This window comes from Haladaptatus salinisoli, assembly GCF_020614375.1.
Taxonomy (GTDB): Archaea; Halobacteriota; Halobacteria; order Halobacteriales; family Haladaptataceae; genus Haladaptatus; species Haladaptatus salinisoli.
The window spans coordinates 2,572,117-2,593,378 of record NZ_CP085327.1 but is presented as its reverse complement, the minus strand read 5'-3'; the positions used below and the strand labels follow the sequence as shown (position 1 = coordinate 2,593,378).

Genomic DNA, 21,262 nt, shown 5'->3' with positions numbered 1-21,262 from the left:
GCGGTCAGTACGGGAAGATGCGGAAGCCCTGCGGGAGGACGAAACCGAGGAGCAAGAACAGCGTTCCCGCGACCGTGGCGCAGATGAGCGCGTACGGAATTTGCGTTCTGACGTGGACGAGGTGGTCGCTCCCGCTGGTCGAGGACGCCAGCACCGTGGTGTCGCTGATGGGCGAACTGTGGTCGCCGAAGATGCCGCCGCTGAACACCGCGCCGAGGACGAGCGGGAGGTTCGCGCCGGTCGAGAACGCCACCGGGATGGCGATGGGGAACATGATTCCGTAGGTCGCCCACGAACTGCCGTCGGAGAAGCTCACCCCGCTGGTGACGAGGAACAGTAACACCGGGATGAGCGACGGCGGAATCCCGTCGAACCAGTTGGTGACGAAGTTCGAGATGCCGAGCACGGTCACGGCGTTCTGGATGGAACTGGCGAACATGAGGATGACCGCGGCGAGGAGGATGCCCTTGAATCCGCGCACCATCGCGTCCGTGGCGTCCTTGTTGCTCGGGATGTCGCCCTTCGCGCGGTAGAGCACGAACGCGACGCCGAGCGCCGCGAAGGAGGCGAGTCCGAGTTTGATGCCGCCGATGTTGAACGACCACTTGCCGCCCGCCGGGAGCACGAGCTGGTAGCCGCCGAGCGAGAACAGCGTGTTCATCTGCGGCGCGGAGACGACGGGACTGCCGCGCCAGAACATCGCGCCGAGGCCGACGATAATCATCGTGGCGATGGGGATTGCGAAGTTGCGCCAATCGGGGTTCGCGGCGTCGGCCATCTCGTACTCGTCCATCTCGCGGGAAATCATCGGGTCGTGGTCGTCGCCGACGACGCCGCCGCCGTTGCGCGCACGGGTCTCCTCGCGCTCCATTCCGAAGATGTTGGGGAACACCTGCCACGCGACGAGGGCCGCGATGATGAGCGCGGTCCACGAGTAGAAGCCGAACGCGAGACTGTTGAAGAAGAGCGGCCATATTTGGTCGGTCGCGGCCGTCACCCCCTTTCCGCCCGTGTTGACGTAGTTGGCCATGTCGGCCGGGAGCGTGTTCTGCTTCGCGGCCTGTTCGAGACCGCCGCCGATGAAGCCGATGAGCGCGACGCCCCACGTCGAGTAGAACGCGAGGCGGGCCGCCGGACTCCCGGCGCTGTCCACGTAGTAGGCGAGTTTCGCCCGCGAGACGTCGAACCGGTCGGTCAGCGGGCGCATCATCGAGCCGACCACGAGGCAGTTGAAGTAGTCGTCGATGTGGATGGCGATTCCCGCGAGGAAGGCCGCCTTCTCCGCGTCCGCGGGCGAGTCGGCCCGCGCCGCGAGCGCTTCGAGCACGCCCCGAATCGCGCCGGAGCGGATCATCAGCCCTATCATCCCGCCGATGGCGAAGATGGCGAGCAGGACGTTTTCGACGTACCACGAATCGGAGAAGAGGGGAGACGTTGCGATGAGGGTCGGGACGTGTTTCAAACCGAATATCGCGCCGAGAACGTATCCGGAGATACCGCCCATCATGTCCTTCGGTACTCCCGCCGAGGCGGGCTTCAATGCGCCGTAGACGACGCCCGCGCTGGCGACGCCGACGAACAGACCGATGATAGCGTCGCGCGAGTACCACGCGAGGCTGATCGCCAGCAGCGCCGGAATGAGGGACAGCCAACCCGCACTGATACCTTCGAGTGCCATACCCTGATTCCCAACTAGATGTATAAATGGATTTTGGAAGTTACGAAACTAACAGGTTGAAATGAAAAACTTATGTGTTAATGGACTCGTGCGAGGAACTGCCTCGCACGCTCCGTCTCCGGGTGGGCGAAGAAGTCGGCCGGCGGCCCCGACTCCACGATGCGCCCCTCGGACATCAGCACGACGCGGTCGCCCACCTCGCGGGCGAACCCCATCTCGTGGGTGACGACGATCATCGTCATGCCCTCGTCCGCCAAGTCGCGCATCACTTCGAGCACCTCGCCGACGAGTTCCGGGTCGAGCGCGCTGGTCACCTCGTCGAACAGCATGACGCTCGGGTCCATCGCCAGCGCGCGGGCGATGGCGACGCGCTGTTGCTGGCCGCCCGAGAGCTGATTCGGATACTTGTTCGCCTGGTCGGAGAGTCCGACACGGTCCAACATCGCGCTCGCCCACTTCTTCGCCTTCGAATCGGAGAACCCTTTGACGACCTTCGGCCCGATCGCGACGTTCTCCACGGCTGTCTTGTGCGGGAAGAGGTTGAAGCTCTGGAACACCATCCCGATGCGCTGGCGAAGTCGGTTCACGTCTACATCGGGGTCGGCGATGGACTCCCCCTCGATTCGGATGTCGCCGCCCTGTATCTCCTCGAGTCGGTTGGTACACCGGAGGAGCGTCGATTTCCCGCTCCCGCTCGGGCCGACGACGACGACCACTTCGCCGTCTTCGACCGCCAACGAGACCTCCTTCAGGACGTGCGTGTCGCCGAAGTACTTGTCCACGCGGTCGAACTCGACCTCGGGAACGTTCATCGCTCCGTCCCCCACATGGATCGTTCCTCCATCGTCCGGACGAGTTTGCCGAGCGGAACGGTGATGACGAGGTACGCGACCGACACCACGACGATGGGCGTCCACGCGTCGAACGTCGCGCTGTTGACGCTGCGGAAGACGCTGATGAGTTCGGGTATCGCCAGCACCGTCAACAGGGAGGTGTCCTTGACGAGGATGACGAGGTCGTTCCCGATGGCCGCCAGCGCGTTCCGCCACGCCTGCGGCAGGATGACGAACCGCATCGAGTCGATGTACGACATCCCGAGCGACCGCGCCGCCTCCGTCTGGCCCTCCGGAACGGAGTTGATACCCCCCTTGACCGCCTCGCCGATGTAGGCGGTGTGGTTGAGCGTCAGGCCGATGATGGCGGCCGCGTAACTCCAGTTGGATATCGGGAACTGGCCCCCCGTCCAGAGCGCGGGGATTCCGATGTAGACGACGAACAACTGGAACAGGAGCGGCGTCCCGCGGAAGAACTCGACGTACAGCGTGGCGATGGACTGCGTGAATCCCGTCTTGGAGACTCGGCCCAGTCCGACGAGCACGCCGAATACGAGCGATAGAACGCCCGAAATGAGGATTATCTCCAGGACGAGGAGGAGCGCGTCGACGAACTGCGGGATGATGGTCACCAACAGGTCGTAGTCGACGAACTGCGTCAGGATGAGGAACAGGAAGAAGACGACGCCGGCCGTGAAGAGGCCCGCCGCCGCCATCCCGATCAACTTGACGCGCCGGTCGGTCAGGAACCCCTCTTCGCCCTCCGTCGGGCGCTCTACCTCCCTCCGCTCGGTGTACGTTTCCGCCATCAGCGTCCCCCGTGGCACTCAGCCACTGGTCGTCGTCCCCCCGGTCGTTCCTTCCGCCGACCCGAAGTACTCCGAGTAGATGCGGTCGTACGTTCCGTTCTGCCGGATGGTCGCCAGTGCCTGGTTCACCTGCCGGCGGAACTGGTCGTCGTTCTTCCGGAACGCGATACCGTACTCCTCGACGGTGAGCGTGAGGTACGGCGGGGCGTTCTCGTCCCCTCGTCTCGCAGCCGCACCCCGTCCCTTGAGCAGGGTGACCTGGTCGTTCTGCTGCGCGAACTCGGCGTTGACCGTGTTGTCGTTGATGACCGCGGCGGCCTGATTGTTGCCGAGCGCGGCGAAGGCGTCGGGAATCTGGTCGTAGCTGTCGATGGTGAGGTTACCGTTGAATCGCTTTTTCAACTGCTGTGCGGCGGCCTCGCCAGTCGTCCCCTTCTGCACCGCGACCGTCTTCCCCCGAAGGTCTTGCAGGTCGTTGATACCGCTGTTCTTCAGGATGAGCACCGTCTGGTAGGCGGTGAAGTACGGGTTCGAGAAGTCGACCTGTTGGGCCCGCTCTTTCGTGATCGTCATCGCACTCATGATGACGCGGAAGTTCCCGTTGTTGAGACTCGGGATGATAGTGTCGAAGCTCGTCTGGACGAACTCGTAGTTGCGGTCGAGTTGTCCCTGGAAGATGGCCTCGGCGATGTCCACGTCGAAGCCGACGAGATTCCCGGTCGCCGTCCGATACTCGAACGGTCGGTACGGAATGTCCGAGCCGATTCGAACCACCCCGCCGTCCTGTGCGCTCGTCGTTCCCGCGACCGTCAAGCCGGCGATAGCTCCGGCGCTCCCCCTGAGAAAGGTTCGTCTGTGCATTTCGATTTTCCCCCGCTACCTACATGGTCAATCAACGTATAGAAAGCTACTGTCGGTTACTCGCGGGGGGTCGCTAAAACTTTCGTCGGTTCGCGTCAGTCGTCGGACGGGTAGCCGCTCGCCGATTCGGTCGCCGCCGCCTCGGGGCGACGGGGTTCCTCGTAGAGCCACAGCGTGGTCGCCATCAGCGCCGCGAAGATGATCAGCGCGGCGGCGTGGTGGGCCACCTGCACGACGGGACCGTAGATGAGGACGGTCGCGCCGCCGAGCAGTATCTGGACCGGCAGGACGACCAGAGCGAGGGTCGCCGCGGCCCGGATTCGCGTGCTGTCGGTGTACTTCCACGCGCCGACCGTCGTGCCGAGGATGAAAAAGCCGGTTATCATCGCCACGAGCCGGTGGAACCACTCGATGAACCCCGGAACCGTCTTCCAGAGGAAGCCGCCGTTGCAGAACGGCCAGTCGGCACCGCACGAGAGCCCCGCTCCCGACGCGGCGGTGTAGACGCCGAGCAGGATGAGTGCGAACGTCAGACCGGTCGTGAATGCGGCGAAGCGCCGGAATCGCGCGCCCATCAGGCGCTCACCTCGATTGCATGGTTTCGTGTCACGGTAATCCCTTTTCCGGAGGTTGGAAAGCGGCGTATTTAGGTCTGTCCGACTTTCCCGCGACGTGAGAAGGGACGATCAGGGGGGAGCCGCACAACGGGGACCGCGCAGCGCTGCGATACCACCAGCGGGCGGAGCTGAGTGGACGATTACGAGTACTTGTAATCGGATAATAAATTTTTCGGAATTGAAATGTCGTTCGGCGGGCGACAGTCGGCAGATATCGACCGAAACACGCCCTTCAAGGGAGACGCGGCCCACGGTCGAACCATGACGAAACTGGGCCGCCTCGACTCCCTCCTCGACGCGCGCGACCTCCAATCCGTCTGGTTCGCACGCCCGAACTCCTTCGCGTGGCTCACGGGCGGAAACAACGTCGTCGACCGCGAGGGGGACGTCGGCGTCGCGGCGGTGGGGTACGACGGCGACGCGCTCCGCGTCGTCACCGACAACATCGAAGCCCCGCGCCTCCGTGACGAGGAACTGCCCGACGATATCGCGGTCGCCGAGTACGAGTGGTACGAGGGGTCGCTCGCCGAGGGCGTCGCGGCGCGCGCGGCGACGCCCGCCGCCGCGGACTTCGACGTACCCGGCTTCGAATCGGTGGACGCCTCGACGCTGCGCCGACCGCTCACCGACGAGGACGCGGCGGCGTACCGCGAACTCGGCGGCGAAACCGCCGCCGCGGTCGAAGCTATCTGCCGCGAACTGACGCCCGACGACACGGAGCGCGAGGTCGCGTCGGCGCTCCGCGGCGCGCTCGATTCGCGCGGCATAGAGACGCCGGTCGCGCTCGTGGGCGGGAGCGACCGCGCGCAGCGGTACCGCCACTACACGCCGACGGACGCCGAACTGGGCGACTACGCGCTGGTGTCGGTCACCGCGGAGCGCGCGGGACTCCACGCCAGCCTCACCCGGACCGTCGCGTTCGACCCGCCGGAGTGGCTCGAAGCGCGTCACCGCGCGGCGGCGCGCGTCGAAACGACCGCGCTGGCGGCGACGCAGCAAGTCGGCATCGACGGCGGAACCGGAGGGGACGTGTTCGCCGAGATTCAGTCCGCCTACGAGGGGGTCGGCCACCCGGACGAGTGGCAGCGACACCACCAGGGCGGCGCGGCGGGCTACGCCGGGCGCGAGTGGATCGCAACGCCGACGACGGACGACGACGTTCGGCTTCCGATGGCGTTCGCGTGGAACCCGACGGTGCGGGGTGCGAAGAGCGAGGGGACGGTGCTCGTCTCGGAGGACGGGATGGAACTGCTCACGGAAACCGGGCGGTGGCCGACGGACGCGGTGAGCGCGGTCGGGTTCGAGGGGTCGCTTCCGCGCCCCGGCGTACTCGAACGCTGACTTCGACGAACGTCGAAGGCAAATTCGACGTATTCGGATACCTTTTTACAGGAGGACAGGAACGTATCGAGTATGGGACTCGAAGAGGATTCACTCGATTACCACCGAAGCGACCCTCCGGGGAAAATCGAGATATCCACGACGAAACCGACGAACACGCAGCGCGACCTGAGCCTCGCGTACTCGCCCGGCGTGGCCGCCCCGTGCGAGGACATCGCGGAGGACCAAGGGAAAGCCTACACCTACACCGCGAAGGGGAACCTCGTCGGGGTTGTATCGAACGGAACCGCCGTCCTCGGTCTCGGCGACATCGGCGCGCAGGCGTCGAAGCCGGTCATGGAAGGGAAGGGCGTCCTGTTCAAGCGATTCGCCGACATCGACGTCTTCGACATCGAACTCGACCAGCACGACCCGGACGACATCGTCCGCACCGTCAGGGCGATGGAACCGACCTTCGGCGGCGTCAACCTCGAGGACATCAAAGCGCCGGAGTGTTTCGAAATCGAGGAGCGACTGCGCGAGGAGATGGACATCCCCGTCTTCCACGACGACCAGCACGGCACCGCCATCATCAGCGGGGCCGCCCTCTTAAACGCCGCCGAGATAAACGGAAAGGAGTTGGGGGACATGAAGATCGTCTTCTCCGGCGCGGGCGCGAGCGCCATCGCGACCGCCCGGTTCTACGTCTCGCTCGGGGCGCGCAAGGAGAACATCGTCATGTGCGATTCCTCCGGCATCATCACCGAGAACCGCGCCCGGCACGGCGACCTGAACGAGTTCAAGACCGAGTTCGCCCGCGATATTCCGGAGGGCGACCTCGCGACCGCGATGGAAGGCGCTGACGCGTTCGTCGGTCTCTCGGTGGGCGGCATCGTCAGCCAGGAGATGGTTCGCTCGATGGCCGCCGACCCCATCATCTTCGCCATGGCGAACCCCGACCCCGAAATCGGGTACGAGGAGGCAAAGCGAGCCCGCGACGACACGGTCATCATGGCGACCGGGCGCTCCGACTACCCGAACATGGTGAACAACGTCCTCGGCTTCCCGTTCATCTTCCGCGGGGCGCTCGACGTTCGGGCGAGCGACATCAACGAGGAGATGAAGGTCGCCTCCGCGCGTGCGCTCGCCGACCTCGCCAAGAAGGACGTGCCGGACGCCGTGGTCAAAGCCTACGGCGACCAACCGCTCCAGTTCGGCCCGGAGTACATCATCCCGAAACCGCTCGACCCCCGCGTGCTGTTCGAGGTCGCGCCCGCGGTCGCGGAGGCGGCGATGGAGACAGGCGTCGCTCGCAGCGAACTCGACACCGAGGAGTACGTCGAGACGCTCGAAGCGCGCCTCGGCAAGTCCCGCGAGATGATGCGCGTCGTGTTGAACAAGGCGAAAAACGACCCCAAGCGCGTGGCGCTCGCGGAGGGCACCGACGAGAAGATGATTCGGGCGGCCTACCAGCTCCGCGAGCAAGGTATCGCGGAGCCCGTGCTCATCGGCGACCGCGAGGAGATAGAGGCGACCGCGAACGACCTCGGACTCGATTTCGACCCCGATGTCGTCGACCCCGAGAACGGCGATTACGAGGAGTACGCCGACCGCCTGTACGAGCTGCGCAAGCGAAAGGGTCTCACCCGGAGCGAGGCGGGCGAGCGAATCAAGAAGGACACGAACTACTTCGGGAGCGTGATGGTCGAGCGGGGCGACGCCGACGCGATGCTCACCGGCCTCACCCACCACTACCCCTCGGCGCTCCGCCCGCCGCTGCAGGTCATCGGCACCGCCCCGGACGCGGACTACGCCGCGGGCGTCTACCTGCTCACGTTCAAGAACCGCGTCGTCTTCATCGCCGACGCGACCGTGAACCAATCCCCCGACGAGGAGGTGCTGGCCGAGGTGACGAAGCAGACGGCCAAACTCGCCCGCCGGTTCAACGTCGAACCGCGGGCCGCGCTCCTCTCGTACTCCAACTTCGGGAGCGTGGACAACGAGGGCACCCGAAAGCCGCGCGACGCCGCCAAGATGCTCCGCGAGGACTCGGCCGTCGACTTCCCGGTGGACGGCGAGATGCAGGCCGACACCGCGGTCGTGGAGGAGATTCTGAACGGAACCTACGAGTTCTCGGACCTGGAGGAACCCGCGAACGTCCTCGTCTTCCCGAACCTGGAGGCGGGCAACATCGGCTACAAACTCCTCCAGCGCCTCGGCGGCGCGGAGGCCATCGGCCCGATGCTCGTCGGCATGGAGAAACCCGTCCACGTCCTCCAGCGGGGCGACGAGGTCAAGGACATCGTGAACCTGGCGGGCGTGGCGGTCGTGGACGCACAGCAAGAATAGCCGCGAGCGACCGGCGGGAGCGACCTTTTTCGGCGCGGATTTTTTTTGCGCGAGGGGTGCCCGCAGCGCGTTAGCGCGAGGACATCCGAGCGGTGCGTACGACCGCGAACCGCTCACCGACGCGGGAGCGTCCGGCCCGACGCCGAAACCGCCCTCATCGCGGTCGTTCTCGAACCGGAGCCCCCCGAACCGGGTCGCCCTCCCCCTCCGACTCGGACGCCGAGAACAGCGGGCGCACGGGGACGAGGGTGTGCGTCTTCGCCACGCCGTCCCCGTGCGGTCGCCACTTCGTGGACTCGTGGAGGGCGTACCGGTCGGGACAGGCGTCCCGAAGTTCGCCGACGACCTCCTCGAACCGCTCCGAATCGAACCGCTCGGCGGGGACGTAATCGGTGTTCACGAGCACCGCGTCTCGGCGGGGGACGCGGTCGAGTCGCCCTCCGCAGACGACCTCGAACTCGTGCGCCAGCGCTGGGAGTTCGGTGTCGAGGGGGAGTTTGACGTACGCCTGCACGTAATCCGGTCGGTCGGTTCGGCGCTTCCAATACCGCGTCAGCGTGTCGCGTATCCGCGTGCCCATTCGCGTGCCACCTTGGATGCTCTGCTCACAGGCCGGGGTAGTAGTAGTTTCGTTGTTCGCCTCCCTTCGAATCGCGACGCGTCGTTCGGGAGTTTCGAGAAGTGGTTATAACGACGGGAGAGCGGTCGCTGCGGGACGAAACGGTCGGGCGACTCGTCTCGCCACCCGCGGTCCGCTACCCGCTGGCGTGTCTGTCCGCCCGCGACGGCGGCGGAATCTGCGTCTCGCTCGACCCCGGAACCTCGGGGAGCAAACATCGCGCGGGTTCGCGGTTCACGTGGGCGTACTCGTCCGGGGCGTTCGCCAGCGGATGGGCCGGGTTCTGGTCACTCCGGATGCGGGCGGAGCGGAGTTCGCCGAACCCGGCGATTCTGGCGCGGATACCCCGCCAGTGGTACTTTCCGGCGGAGGGAACCGTGAACGGTTTCGGCGGTCGCCAGTCCGTCCGGTCGTGAGCGAGCACCGCGTTGTTGACGTTCGCGGCGAGTTGGTCGTGGTCCACCAGCACGCCGATTCGCGCGTTCGCGGGGGCGCGAACCGCCAGCACGTCGAGACCGAGGTGGAGCGCCCGGTACTCCGCGACGTTGTTGTCGGGAACGTCGTCGGAGACGGAGAGGCGGGCGACGCGCTCGCCGTCTCGCGTCTCGATGATGACGCCGAGTCCGCCCTCGCGGGTGTCGTGACTGAACGAACCGTCGGTTGCGACGTAGAAATCACGATGGTGCGTGTGCGGCGGATGGGCGATGTGCGGCGTGGGCGACTCGTCGAACAGGTCCCGCAACGAGGGATGACGGCCGTGAACGGCCATGTTTCATCGTTCGGTGTCTGATTACTTAAATCTGCGGCCGAACCGCACGGTGACACATGCCGTACGAAGCGTGTCCCGATAAATTAAGACGTGATTCGTGCTGACTACCACCACAGATATATATGTGGCTCACCGCCATATCAGGGTATGCCCGGCGAGCGCATGAATCGGCGGACGTTTCTAAAATTCGCAGGTGGAGCAGCGGCGACGACGACCGTCGCCGGCTGTACCGGCGGTGACGGTAATCAGAACAACCAGACTGGCACGACTACGAGCGGCGACGGCGGTGGCGGACAGACGCCCGGAAACTTCGCGGTGTCGATCACGCAGGGCCAGATGCCCTCGACGCTCGACCCGCACAACCACCGGGAGACGACGACGGACAACGTCGTCCTGCAGGCCTACGAGGGACTGCTGGCCCGCGACGCGGAAGGGAAGATAATCAACAAACTGGCGACGAAGTACGAACGCGTCAACAAGGGGACGGTGCGGTTCACCATCCGCGAGGGGGTCAAGTTCCACAACGGCGACGCGCTGACCCCCGAGGACGTGGCGTTCAGCATCAACCGCATCGTGAAATCCAACGTCGGCGGCCTCGAAAGTCCCCAGCGCGACCAGCTCTCGGGCGTCACCGGCGCGGAGGTCGGCGACGGACGGACGGTGACCGTCAACTCGGAGGGCATCAACCCCATCGTGTTCTCGCTGTTCGCGTCCTACTGCGACATCATGCAGAAGAAGTGGGTGCAGAACCACAACAAGAACTTCATCGCCAAGAACATGAACGGAACCGGTCCGTTCACGCTAAAGAACTACAACGAGGGCGTGCAGGTCGTCTTCGAGCGCAACCAAAACTACTGGCGCGACCCCGCCGCCGTCTCACAACTCACCTTCGACGCGGCCCAAGAGTCGAGCACGAGAGTGAACCAGCTCCTGAACGGCGAGACGGACATCATCGTCAACGTCCCGCCGCAGGACGCGGGTCGGGTCAAGCAGTCGAACAAGTCGCGCTTGGCCGCCGTGCCGAGTACGCGCATCATCTACAACGCGATGCGCTACGACGCGAAACCGTTCGACAGTCAGAAGTTCAGACAGGCGATGAACCTCGCCATCGACCTTCCGAGCATCATCAGCAACGTCCTCTCCAACTTCGCCGACCAGACTGGACAGCCGACGCTCGAGGGGTTCACGGGGTACAACGGCAACGTCGGTCCGTACCCGACGAACAAGAGCAAAGCCGAACGACTGGTCGAGGAGAGCGGCAACGCCGGGGCGAACATCACGCTCCACACGCCCGTCGGCCGCTACCTGAAGGACCTCGAAATCGCGCAGGCCGTCTCCCAGCAGATAAACGAGTTGAGCAACGTCAACTGCTCGGTCAAGCAACGCGAGTTCAACACGCTCGCGGGGGAGTTGACCGACGGTAAAATCGAAACCGGACCGAAGTTCTACCTCATCGGTTGGGGGAACGCGACCTTCGACGCGAGCCAGACCATCATTCCGCTCCTGACGACCGACGGCGCGCTCACCTCCTTCAGCAACGAGCGGGTTGACAGGCTGATGAAGGAAGCCCAGAACATGCCGGACGGTAAGAAGCGCAACGCGAAACTGAAGGAGGCGAACAAGGTTCTCCACGACCAGGCTCCCTGGATATACCTCAACCGGCAGTACAGCGTTTACGGCGTCAACAGCCAGTTGCAGTGGAAGGCGCGCAGAGACGAACGCATCGAGGCGTACGCCATCTCGAAGAAATAACTCAATGCATGCGATCTCACGGAGGTCGTCGTAGATGTCGATGGGTCGATTCCTCCTGAAACGGGGCCTCCAAGGAGTATTCGTCATCTGGGGCGTCGTGACCGTCGTCTTCCTGCTCCGGTTCATCACGCCGGGCAGCCCGATAACCGTCATCGCCCCGCTCGACGCTAGCCCGCAGTTGAAACGGCAGATAGCCCGAGAACTCGGCCTCCACAAGCCGCTGTACGTCCAGTACGGCGAGTACATCTGGAACCTCCTGCACGGCGACATGGGGTACTCGTACATCTCCGGAACGCAGGCGAGTTCGCTCGTCTTCTCGAAGCTACCGGCGACGCTGGAACTCGCCATCGCTGCGACCATCGTCGCCATCGTCCTCTCGATTCCGCTGGGCGTCATCAGCGCGACGCGTCGGCACGAACCGGCCGACTACGTGGCGACGACGTTCTCGCTGGGGGGAATCAGCACGCCGAACTTCTGGCTCGGCATCATGCTGGTGTTGGTGCTCGCCGTCGGCGGGCCGTTCCCCACGAGTCGGCGACCCATCAGCCTGCTCACCGGCCTCGAGATGCTCATCGCGTCCGGCAGCCTCAACGGGCTGTCGAACTGGCTGTGGCACATAACGCTCCCGGCGGTGACGCTGGGAACGTACTTCACGGCGCTCGTCACGCGGCTCACCCGAAGCGGGATGTTGGACGAACTCGGCAAGACGTACATCCGCGCCTCGCGGGCGAAGGGACTGCCGGAGACGCTGGTGCGGTACAAGCACGCGCTCCGCAACACCCTCATCCCGGTCATCACCGTCCTCGGCCTCCAGTTGGGGACGCTCATCGGCGGTGCGGTCATCACCGAGTCGGTGTTCAACTGGCCCGGCCTCGGGACGCTCCTCATCGCCAAGATTTACGCCCGCGACTGGCCGGTCATTCAGGGGTCGCTCATCGTCATCGGCGCCGGGTTCGTCATCGTGAACATCGTCGTCGACGCGCTGTACGCGTACGTCAACCCGCAGGTGGTGTACGAATGATCTCGCCGCGCACGTGGCGGAACCTTAAAAGCGAGTTCCGTCACAGCCTGCTGGCGAAGATCGGCGTCGCCATCGTCATCGCCATCGTCCTCGTGGCGGTGTTCGCGCCCGTGCTGGCGCCGTACAACCCCCACAAGCAGAACCTGAACCGGTCGAACTTACCGCCGCTGGGCTTCAGCGAGAAGACGACCCAGACGAGTTCGAAGCTCGTCAACGGCACGGTGAAGGTGGTCGAAAAGACGACGTACGTTCGGGCCGACCCGTCGCACCCGCTCGGGACGGACAACCTCGGACGCGACATGCTCTCGCGGGTCATTTACGGGGCGCGCACCTCGTTGCTCGTGGGACTCTTCGGCACGGCTCTGGCGGCGCTCATCGGCGTGACCGTGGGGTTGACGGCGGGCTACTTCGGCGACCGGGTGGACGATACGCTGATGCGGGGCGCGGACATCATGCTCGCGTTCCCCTCGCTCGTGTTGGCCATCGCGCTTGTCGGCGTGTTCGGACGGAAGGTGACCCGGTTTCCCGACCCCATCGTGGCGATGGGGTTCGAACCCGGGATGCCGGGGAAGGTGGCGATACCCGTCACCATCGTCGTCGTCGTCGCGCTGGTGAACTGGGTGTGGTTCGCCCGCGTCGCCCGCGGCGAGGCCCTCTCCGTGAGGGGCGAGGAGTACGTCAAGGCGTCCCGTTCGGTCGGCGCGAGCGACCCGTTCATCCTCCGGAAACACATCCTGCCGAACAGTATGACGCCCATCATCGTGCTGGCGACCATCCAGATCGCCGCCATCATCCTGCTCGAAAGCGCGCTGTCGTACCTCGGCTTCTCGGGGGTGAACCTCTCGTGGGGCTTCGACATCTCACAGGGGCGTAACTACCTCGCCACCTCGTGGTGGATATCGACGGTTCCCGGAATCGCCATCGTGCTGACCGTCATCGGCATCAACCTCGTCGGCGACTGGCTGCGCGACGCGTTAGACCCCGGCATCGAGGGCGAGGGAGGTGGCGTATGAGCGACCGCGACCTGCTTCGCGTGCGCGACCTCTCGACCCGCTTTTTCACGGAGAAAGGGCAGGTCAACGCCTGCGAGTCCATCAGCTTCGACGTGCGGGAGGAGGAAGTGTTCGGCGTGGTCGGCGAGTCGGGGTCGGGAAAGAGCGTCGCCGCGCTCTCCATCATCGACCTCGTGGAGTCGCCCGGGAGGGTCACGTCGGGCGAAGTCTGGTACCGCAACGCCTCGCTCGCGGAAGAGACGAGAGACGACCGCCCCGAGGCGGTCGACGGCGAGTTCGTGGACATCCAGCGACTGACGACCCGCGAGCGCCGCGCGCTCCGCGGCCCGTCGTTCAGCATGATATTCCAAGACCCGATGAGCAGCCTGAACCCCTCCATCACGGTGGGCGAGCAGATCGCGGAAGCGGTCGAAGTCCAGCGCCGGGCGAGTTCGAACCCGCGCTCGACGCGCTCGCGGACGCAGGGCTACGGGTTGGCGAAGTTCGTCGCGAGCACCGTCCTGCCGTCGCAGAAGTACGTCAGCAAGGCGAGCCGCGCGAGGGCGGTGGAACTGCTGGAGCAGGTCGGCATCCCCGACCCGGCGGAGCGCGCCGAGGAGTACCCCCACCAGTTCTCCGGCGGGATGCTCCAGCGGGCGATGATAGCGCAGGCGCTCGCCGGCGAACCCGATCTGCTCATCGCGGACGAGCCGACGACCGCGCTCGACGTGACCATCCAAGCACAGATTCTCGACCTCCTGCGCGACCTGCAGGAGGAGACGGGCATGAGCGTGATGCTCATCACGCACAACCTCGGCGTCATCGCGCGGATGTGCGACCGGGTCGGGGTGATGTACGCCGGGGAGTTGGTCGAACGCGGCACGCTCGAAGACGTGTTCGACGCGCCGGTACACCCCTACACGCGGGGACTCCTCGGTTCGATTCCCGACCTGGAAGACCCCGCGCCGCGACTACGACCCATCGAGGGGAACGTCCCCGACCTGCTCGATTCGGAGATGGAAGACCGGTGTTACTTCGCCGACCGCTGTCCGAAGGCGATGGAGGACTGCCTCGACCACCCGCCGATGTTCGACGCCGGGGGGAGCGACGAGCACGAGGCTCGGTGCGTCCTCGCCGAGACGGAGTACGACGAGTCGCGCTCGCTCCCGAAGGGCTACTTCGACGGCGAATCGCGGACCGACGACGGGCGGGCGGCGAGCGAAGCGAGCCGCGAGCAGGAGGTGAAACATGACTGAGCCGCTCGTTCGGGTCGCGAACCTCGAGAAGTACTACTTCGAACACGACACGCTGATCGACCGCCTGCTCGGGCGCGAACCGCAGAGCGTGAAGGCGGTCGACGGCGTGAGCTTCGACATCGAGGCGGGCGAGACGCTCGGCCTCGTCGGCGAGTCCGGCTGCGGAAAATCGACGACCGGCGAGACCCTGCTCGGCCTCCGCGACCCGACCGGCGGGCGCGTCGAGTTCGACGGGCGGAACGTCTACGAGATGGACGACATGACCGAGTTCCGCAAGCGGGCGCAGGTGGTCTTCCAGGACCCCTTCTCCAGCCTCGACCCGCGGATGACGGCGGGCGAGATAATCCGCGAACCGCTGGACGTGCACGACGTCGACTCGCGGGCGGAACGCCGCGAGCGCGCGCAGGAACTCATGGAGCGCGTCGGCCTCTCCGCGGGGCAAATCGACCGCTACCCCCACGAGTTCTCGGGCGGCCAGCGCCAGCGCATCGGCATCGCGCGGGCGCTCGCGCTCGAACCGGAGTTCATCGTGCTGGACGAACCGGTGTCGGCGCTGGACGTGTCCGTGCAGGCGCAGGTGTTGAACCTCCTGCAGGACCTGCAGGACGAGTTCGGGCTGACGTACCTGTTCATCGCCCACGACCTCTCGGTGGTGCGCCACATCTGCGACCGCGTCGCGGTGATGTACCTCGGCGGAATCGCGGAGGTCGGGCCGGTGGACGAGATATTCGACGAGCCGAAACACCCCTACACGCGGGCCCTGCTGGAGAGCGTCCCGCGCGCCGACACGGACGAGCAAGAGCGGGACGTGCACACCCTCTCGGGCGACGTGCCCTCGCCTCGGAATCCGCCGTCGGGCTGTCGCTTCCGAACGCGGTGTCCCAGGGTCATCCCGCCGGCGGACGTGGACATCGCCCAGCCCGCCTACCGCGAGGTGATGGACTACCGCGAACGGCTCGAAGCGGACGAACTCAGCCTCGACGGAATCCGCGAGATGGCCGCCGGACCGGACGACGACCCGCGCGAGTTGGACGACGGGACGGTGAAAGAGGCGCTGTGGTCGGAGCTGTTCGACCGCGAGTTGACGGGCGAGAACCGCGCCGCCGTCGCGGAGTCGTTCGACCGGTTCGTCTCCGGCGACCGCGAAGGTGCGATAGCGGTGATGCGCGACCGATTCGAGAGCGTCTGCGAGCGCCAACGGCCGGTCTTACAGGACAGCGAGCACCCGGCGGCGTGCCACCTCTACGACCAGCCGGAACCTCACGCGGAGTCCGAGCGGGAACTCGAACCGTCGGCGGACTGACCGCCGTCCTTCCGACCGTCGTTTCGGACGAAGGTTTATAAACGAAGGAGCAGTACTAGAGGAACCCTAATGGTCGGCCGCGAGTACGACTTCTGGCTCCTCGACTTAGACGGCACGCTCATCGACATCGAACGGTCGTACGTTCGGTCGGTGTTCGACCGCGTGAGCGACCGCCTCGGCCGGGAGTTCACCGATTACGAGGCCGAGGTCATCTGGCACGGATTAGGCGGCGGACGAGACGCGCAACTGAGCGAGTGGGGCATCGACCCGCGGACGTTCTGGAGCGCCTTCCACGCCATCGAAGACCCGCAACTGCGGGCCGAGAACACGTTCCTCTACGACGACGCCGCCTTCGTCGCCGACCTCGACTGTCCGGTCGGACTGGTCACCCACTGCCAGCGGTTCCTCACCGAACCGGTCATCGACACGCTCGACATCCGGGACTGGTTCGACGTGATCGTCTGCTGCGACGAGCAGTTGGGCTGGAAACCCGACCCCGCGCCGGTCGAGCACGCGATGGCCGGACTGGGCGTCGGGAAGAACGACCGCGGTATCCTCGCGGGCGACGGAGCGAACGACGTGGGCGCGGCGTGGAACGCCGGACTCGACGCGGTCCACGTCGAACGCCACGACCCTCACCGCCGAAACCAGTGCGTGCTCGGCGACTACCGCGTGAGCACGTTCGACGAGCTATGGTCGAACGCCGGGCAAGCCTTCGAGTACACCGACTAACTCCGAATCGAGCGCGTCCGCGAGTTCCTCGACGCCCTCCTTCCTCTCGCGCTCCGGATTCGCCAGCACCCGCACTCGCTCCTCGCCGAGCGAGACGAATTCGAGGCCGAGTTTCGCCGCGGTCGAGCGCAGGCCGAGTCCGGCGTCGGCGTCGCCCGCGGCGACCTTCCGAGCCGGGCTCTCGTGCGCCTTGGCCGCGAGTTCGAACCCGGAGACGGACTCGACGAGTTCCCGGCGCGTCGTCCCGCGCTCGTCGGCGAGGTCGGCGAGCGCGCTCCCCAGCGTCGTCCGCAGGCCGGAGTCCGTCCCCCGGTTGACGAAGCGCAGGTCGCGGTCGACGAGGGAATCCAGCCCCTCGATTCCCTCGGGGTTGCCGGCGGGGACGACGAGCCCCCACTCGCGGCGGTAGGACGCGAGTTCGGTCCCCTCGGTCGCGTCGCTCGCGTCGGTTTCCGCCGCTCCGCCGCCCGCCTCGTCCGCCTCGTCCGCCGGCGGTCGTTCGGCGCGGGTCGCGACCGCGAAGTCCGGCACGCCGTTTCGGAGTCGGCGCAGCCCCTCCCGACCGCCGACCGCCAGATAGCGCGGCGAGTCGATGCGGTCGAGCAGGCGCGAGAACGCGGGGTCGTCCTCGCCGACGCCGAAGACGGACGGCGGGCGCACGTCGGGCGAGAACAGCCGCACCTCGACCGCTTCGCCCGCGCCGAGGTAGGCGGTGTCCGGCGGAACGGTCACCACGCCGTCTGCTTCCACGAGGCTGGTCGTGGCTCCGCTCCCCTTGTCGACCGGATAGGCCAGCGTCCGCCCCTGCGCGTCCTCGACCAGCCCGGTCGGCATGAGCCGCATCCGACCCTCGCCGTAGCGTTCCTCGACCGCCATCCGGGCGTCGACGGTCGCCGTGGTCGGTTCGGGCACGCCCGCCGCGTCGCGGACGGCCGGCGCGACGAACGTCCGAAAGATGGTGAGCGCTGAGACGGGGTAGCCCGGCAGGCCGACGTAGGCCGACTCGGGGAACCGCCCGACGAGCATCGGTTTGCCGGGTTTGACGGCGACGCCGTGGAGCAGGAGTTCCCCCCGCGATTCGATGACGCGGTAGATGACGTCCACCGCGCTGGCGCTCGTCGAACCCGACGAGAGCACGAGGTCGCACTCCTCCGCGGCCTCCGACAGCAGGCGCTCCATCTCGTCGTAGTCGTCGCCCGCGTGGGGGTAGAGCGCCGGTTCGCCGCCCGCCTCCTCGACCGCCGCGGCGATGGCGTAGCTGTTCACGTCGTAAATCTGCCCCGCCCCGTCGGAGAGGGGGTTTCCGGGCCGGACGAGTTCGTCGCCCGTCGAAACGATGCCGACGCGAGGTTTCCCGCGGACGGGAACCTCCTCGACCCCGAGCGCGGACAGCAGGCCGATTTCGCGCGGCGTGAGCCGCGTTCCGGGGCCGAGCGCGCGCTGGCCCGCCGCCACGTCCGCCCCCGCGAGCATGACGTGGTCGCCGGGCGCGACGCCGGTGCGGATTTCGACGCCCGACTCGCGCTCGTCCGTCCGCTCCACCATCACCACCGCGTCCGCGCCGGGGGGCATCACGGCGCCGGTCGATATCTCGACCGCTTCGCCCGCGCCGACTTCGACGCCGGGTTTCTCGCCGGCGTGCACCGTCCCGACGAGGTCGAGGACGACGGGGTCCGCTTCGTCCGCCCCGAAGGTGTCCCGCGCCCGCACCGCGTAGCCGTCCATGCTCGCGCGGTCGAACCCGGGAACGTCGCGGTCGGCGTCCAGTCGCTCGGCCAGCACCCGACCGCGTGCGTCCGAGAGCGGAACGCGCTCCGCGTCGGGGGCGAGGTCGAGCGACGCGATGGCCTCGCGCGCCTCCTCCGGTTCCGCGAGGTCGCGGAACTCCTTTCGTTCGGTCACGCCGACCACTCCCAGTTCGCAACCTCGACGGTCTCGCCTTCGGGAATCCCCTCGCGCTCCTCGGAGACCTCGACCCAGCCGTCCGCCAGCGCGACGCTGGAGAGGACGCCGGAACCGCTGGCGCGCGTGGGCGTCGCGACGCGCTCCTCGTCCCCCTCGTCCGTCAGCCCGACCCGAACGAACGAGCGAACGCCGGGTTCGCTCCGAATCTTGCGTCCGAGTCGCGCGGTCGCGGTCGGCATCGCCTCGAGCGGGAGGTGGCCGACCCGCTTCAGCGCGGGACGGAGGAACTGCACCGCGTTGACGATGCAGGCGACCGGGTAGCCGGGAAGCATCACGACGGGCGTCCCGTCGACGATTCCGAGCGCGACGGGGTGGCCCGGTTTCAGCGCGACGCCGTGGACGAGAATCTCGCCCATCTCCGAGACGACCTCGGGGAGCAGGTCCCGCTCGCCGACCGAGGAACCGCCGGTCGTGACGACGACGTCGTGGTCGAGGTGCGATTCGACCGCCTCGCGGAGCGCGTCCTCGTCGTCGGTCACCGCGTCGCGGTAGGTCGCCTCGCCGCCCCAGCGTTCGACGAAGCGCGAGACGGTCAAACCGTTCGTCTCGACCGCCTCCCCGGGGTCCGGGTCGGACTCGACCAGTTCCTCGCCGGTCGGAATCACGGCGACGCGCGGGCGGTCGTACACCGTCACCTCGCGGACGCCCACCGATTTCAGCATCCCGAGGTCGGACGGCCGCAGGCGGTGGCCGGGGTCGTAGAGCGACTGTCCGGCATCGACGTCCTCGCCGACCGGGGCGACGTTCTCGCCCTCCGCGACGGCGTCGAACACCTCGACGTCCCCGCCGAACTCGTCCGCGTGCTCCACCATCACCACGGCGTCGGCACCCTCGGGGACTTCGCTCCCGGTGTGTACCCGAACCGCCGCGCCGGGAGCCATCTCGTCGGCCCGTCGGAGAACCTCGGGCGACCGACCGCTCGCCCCGAAGGTGTCCCGCGCTCGCACCGCGTAGCCGTCCATCGCCGCCCGCGGGAAGTCGGGGACGTTCCGCGGGGCGACGACCTCCTCCGCGAGCGCTCGACCATCCGCCGCGTTCAGCGGGATGGATTCGGTTCGTTCGTGTCCGGAGACGGCGTCTCGGAGTCGGTCGCGCGCCGCCGCCACGCGCGTCGTCTCCTTGAAGCCGGACCGTTTCCTGTCCGGTTGCTGGTCGCTCATACGCGCACATTCGGGAGCGCGGACAAAAAGGACGCGGGGAATAGTTGTCACGGGAGCGCGGACGTGCGGCGTCGACTTCCGCGATTATCCGCCTCCGACGCTCTCCGTCATCCCAGTTCGGCGGCGACGGTTTCGTGGTCGTTGGTCGTCAGTTCGAGGGGATTTCCGTCCTCGTCGGTGAAGTAGACGGAGTACGAGAGGTCGTGGTCTATCACGTCCTCGGCGGTGACCGACTCGCCCTCGCGGTTCGTCAGGTCGAGCGCCCCCAGTTCGTCGACGAACGACAGGAAGCCGTCGGCGTCAGTTCGGAAGGCGACTCGACGGGGACTCACCGACCGCCCTCTCGTGGCCGTCTCGCGCTCGAACAGGGCCAGTTTCGTGGTTCCGCCGCCGGCCGACAGGACGAGCGGGCCGTCGCCCGCCGTCCACCACCGCTCGAACTCCTCGTCGGGAGACAGTCCCAGTACTCGTTCGTACCACTCCGCGGCTTCGTCCCAGTCGCTCACGTAGAGCTCCACGTGGTCGACCCCCTCGACGGAGAACGATTCCGACATGCGTTCGTCTTGGAGCGGGAGCGTATTGAAACCGCGTGCCGAATCGCCCTACTCGAGGGGCTCCGACGGTTTCGGAACGTCGTAGGTTTCGCGGAGCGTTTCGGCGAATCGACCCCCCTTTCGGAGCGCGATGGTGACGATGACGAACCGCCCGTCGGCGGGGCGGAGGACGAACACCTCTCGGGGGGAGTCCCCTTCGCGGTCGTTCACCCGGTCGACCAGCGGTTCGAGCGGGCGAGCGCCGTCGCGGAACGCTTCGAACGTGCCGCCCGTCTCGTCCTCGGCGAAGACGTAGAGGACGCCGTTGACCTCGTTGTCGGTGTTGCGGGTCACGCGGGCGTTCATGGAATCGCCCGCCCTGCGCGCGTCGGTCCACGCCTCCCGTGCTGCTTCGAAGACCGGTTCGATTCCGTCCGCGAAGGCGTACAGCGTCGGGCGGCGCACCGACAGCGACCGAACCGTCGGCTCGGTCGTCGACCAGTCGAGGTCGACGTCGACGAGGTAGCCGGGTCGGAGGTCGGCGACCGGCGCGCCGTGACCGCCGTCGGCGGTGACGACCGGTTCGTACGTCTCCCGGTCGAGCAGGCGCAGGCGCTCCGCCTCGCGGGCGGCGAGCACGCGATAGCTCGGGTCGTCTGCCATGGGTCGGTTAAGCACCGAGCGCGGGAAAAG

19 protein-coding genes are annotated in these 21,262 nt (G+C 66.7%); 8 read left to right on the top strand and 11 right to left on the bottom strand.

Annotated elements, in window-relative coordinates; all coding sequences use genetic code 11:
• Nucleotides 1–4: 4 nt before the first annotated feature.
• From LIX00_RS14230 to LIX00_RS14210, 5 genes are all read right to left on the bottom strand, one after another.
• Entirely contained in the window at nucleotides 5–1,678 is a 1,674-nt protein-coding gene (locus tag LIX00_RS14230) for a Na+/H+ antiporter NhaC family protein (protein WP_227353847.1), read from the bottom strand.
• Nucleotides 1,679–1,755: 77 nt separating this feature from the next.
• Complete coding sequence (locus LIX00_RS14225) at nucleotides 1,756–2,490, bottom strand: amino acid ABC transporter ATP-binding protein (RefSeq protein WP_227355707.1); 735 nt, start codon at nucleotides 2,488–2,490, stop codon at nucleotides 1,756–1,758.
• The gene (locus LIX00_RS14220) at nucleotides 2,487–3,320 is read right to left on the bottom strand and encodes an amino acid ABC transporter permease (protein WP_227353846.1); all 834 of its coding nucleotides are present in this window, start codon (nucleotides 3,318–3,320) and stop codon (nucleotides 2,487–2,489) included. The genes LIX00_RS14225 and LIX00_RS14220 overlap by 4 nt, the downstream gene beginning before the upstream one ends.
• An 18-nt stretch (nucleotides 3,321–3,338) precedes the next feature.
• Nucleotides 3,339–4,181: a transporter substrate-binding domain-containing protein gene (locus tag LIX00_RS14215; RefSeq protein ID WP_227353845.1), complete on the bottom strand. Its 843-nt coding sequence runs from the start codon at nucleotides 4,179–4,181 to the stop codon at nucleotides 3,339–3,341.
• A 95-nt stretch (nucleotides 4,182–4,276) separates the two neighbouring features.
• Entirely contained in the window at nucleotides 4,277–4,756 is a 480-nt protein-coding gene (locus LIX00_RS14210) for a COX15/CtaA family protein (protein WP_227353844.1), read from the bottom strand.
• A 303-nt stretch (nucleotides 4,757–5,059) separates the two neighbouring features.
• On the opposite strand from LIX00_RS14210, the gene LIX00_RS14205 reads away from it, so the two are divergent.
• Both LIX00_RS14205 and LIX00_RS14200 read left to right on the top strand, forming a co-directional pair.
• Complete coding sequence (locus LIX00_RS14205) at nucleotides 5,060–6,139, top strand: M24 family metallopeptidase (protein ID WP_227353843.1); 1,080 nt, start codon at nucleotides 5,060–5,062, stop codon at nucleotides 6,137–6,139.
• Between the two features lie 72 nt (nucleotides 6,140–6,211).
• Nucleotides 6,212–8,467, top strand: coding sequence for an NADP-dependent malic enzyme (locus LIX00_RS14200; RefSeq protein ID WP_227353842.1), 2,256 nt, complete (start codon nucleotides 6,212–6,214; stop codon nucleotides 8,465–8,467).
• Between the two features lie 154 nt (nucleotides 8,468–8,621).
• Here the strand turns inward: LIX00_RS14200 and LIX00_RS14195 are convergent, their stop codons facing one another.
• Together LIX00_RS14195 and LIX00_RS14190 are read right to left on the bottom strand one after the other, a co-directional pair.
• The gene (locus LIX00_RS14195; RefSeq protein WP_227353841.1) at nucleotides 8,622–9,047 is read right to left on the bottom strand and encodes a hypothetical protein; all 426 of its coding nucleotides are present in this window, start codon (nucleotides 9,045–9,047) and stop codon (nucleotides 8,622–8,624) included.
• Nucleotides 9,048–9,222: 175 nt separating this feature from the next.
• Nucleotides 9,223–9,855: a ribonuclease HI gene (locus LIX00_RS14190; RefSeq protein ID WP_227353840.1), complete on the bottom strand. Its 633-nt coding sequence runs from the start codon at nucleotides 9,853–9,855 to the stop codon at nucleotides 9,223–9,225.
• Nucleotides 9,856–10,002: 147 nt separating this feature from the next.
• Between LIX00_RS14190 and LIX00_RS14185 the strand changes: the two genes are divergently transcribed.
• The 6 genes from LIX00_RS14185 to LIX00_RS14165 all read left to right on the top strand — a co-directional run bounded on the left by LIX00_RS14185 (nucleotide 10,003) and on the right by LIX00_RS14165 (nucleotide 16,911).
• Nucleotides 10,003–11,607: an ABC transporter substrate-binding protein gene (locus LIX00_RS14185; RefSeq protein ID WP_227353839.1), complete on the top strand. Its 1,605-nt coding sequence runs from the start codon at nucleotides 10,003–10,005 to the stop codon at nucleotides 11,605–11,607.
• A gap of 34 nt (nucleotides 11,608–11,641) precedes the next feature.
• Nucleotides 11,642–12,628 carry an ABC transporter permease gene (locus tag LIX00_RS14180; RefSeq protein WP_227353838.1) on the top strand — a complete coding sequence of 329 codons (987 nt, stop codon included), beginning with the start codon at nucleotides 11,642–11,644 and terminating at the stop codon, nucleotides 12,626–12,628.
• A complete protein-coding gene (locus tag LIX00_RS14175) occupies nucleotides 12,625–13,641 on the top strand; it encodes an ABC transporter permease (protein ID WP_227353837.1) in 1,017 nt (338 codons plus the stop codon). Before LIX00_RS14180 ends, LIX00_RS14175 begins: the two co-directional genes overlap by 4 nt.
• Nucleotides 13,638–14,876, top strand: a complete 1,239-nt coding sequence (locus tag LIX00_RS26130; RefSeq protein ID WP_368410697.1) for an ABC transporter ATP-binding protein — start codon at nucleotides 13,638–13,640, stop codon at nucleotides 14,874–14,876. The genes LIX00_RS14175 and LIX00_RS26130 overlap by 4 nt, the downstream gene beginning before the upstream one ends.
• A complete protein-coding gene (locus tag LIX00_RS26125; RefSeq protein ID WP_368410696.1) occupies nucleotides 14,869–16,179 on the top strand; it encodes an ABC transporter ATP-binding protein in 1,311 nt (436 codons plus the stop codon). The genes LIX00_RS26130 and LIX00_RS26125 overlap by 8 nt, the downstream gene beginning before the upstream one ends.
• A 69-nt stretch (nucleotides 16,180–16,248) precedes the next feature.
• A complete protein-coding gene (locus LIX00_RS14165) occupies nucleotides 16,249–16,911 on the top strand; it encodes an HAD family hydrolase (RefSeq protein ID WP_227353836.1) in 663 nt (220 codons plus the stop codon).
• Here the strand turns inward: LIX00_RS14165 and LIX00_RS14160 are convergent.
• The 4 genes from LIX00_RS14160 to LIX00_RS14145 all read right to left on the bottom strand — a co-directional run bounded on the left by LIX00_RS14160 (nucleotide 16,870) and on the right by LIX00_RS14145 (nucleotide 21,232).
• Nucleotides 16,870–18,813, bottom strand: a complete 1,944-nt coding sequence (locus tag LIX00_RS14160; RefSeq protein WP_227353835.1) for a molybdopterin biosynthesis protein — start codon at nucleotides 18,811–18,813, stop codon at nucleotides 16,870–16,872. The genes LIX00_RS14165 and LIX00_RS14160 overlap by 42 nt on opposite strands.
• Complete coding sequence (locus tag LIX00_RS14155; protein WP_227353834.1) at nucleotides 18,810–20,036, bottom strand: molybdopterin molybdotransferase MoeA; 1,227 nt, start codon at nucleotides 20,034–20,036, stop codon at nucleotides 18,810–18,812. Before LIX00_RS14155 ends, LIX00_RS14160 begins: the two co-directional genes overlap by 4 nt.
• Before the next feature lie 107 nt (nucleotides 20,037–20,143).
• Nucleotides 20,144–20,590 carry a VOC family protein gene (locus LIX00_RS14150; protein WP_227353833.1) on the bottom strand — a complete coding sequence of 149 codons (447 nt, stop codon included), beginning with the start codon at nucleotides 20,588–20,590 and terminating at the stop codon, nucleotides 20,144–20,146.
• 48 nt (nucleotides 20,591–20,638) lie between these two features.
• Nucleotides 20,639–21,232: a DUF6663 family protein gene (locus LIX00_RS14145; RefSeq protein ID WP_227353832.1), complete on the bottom strand. Its 594-nt coding sequence runs from the start codon at nucleotides 21,230–21,232 to the stop codon at nucleotides 20,639–20,641.
• Nucleotides 21,233–21,262 lie beyond the last annotated feature (30 nt).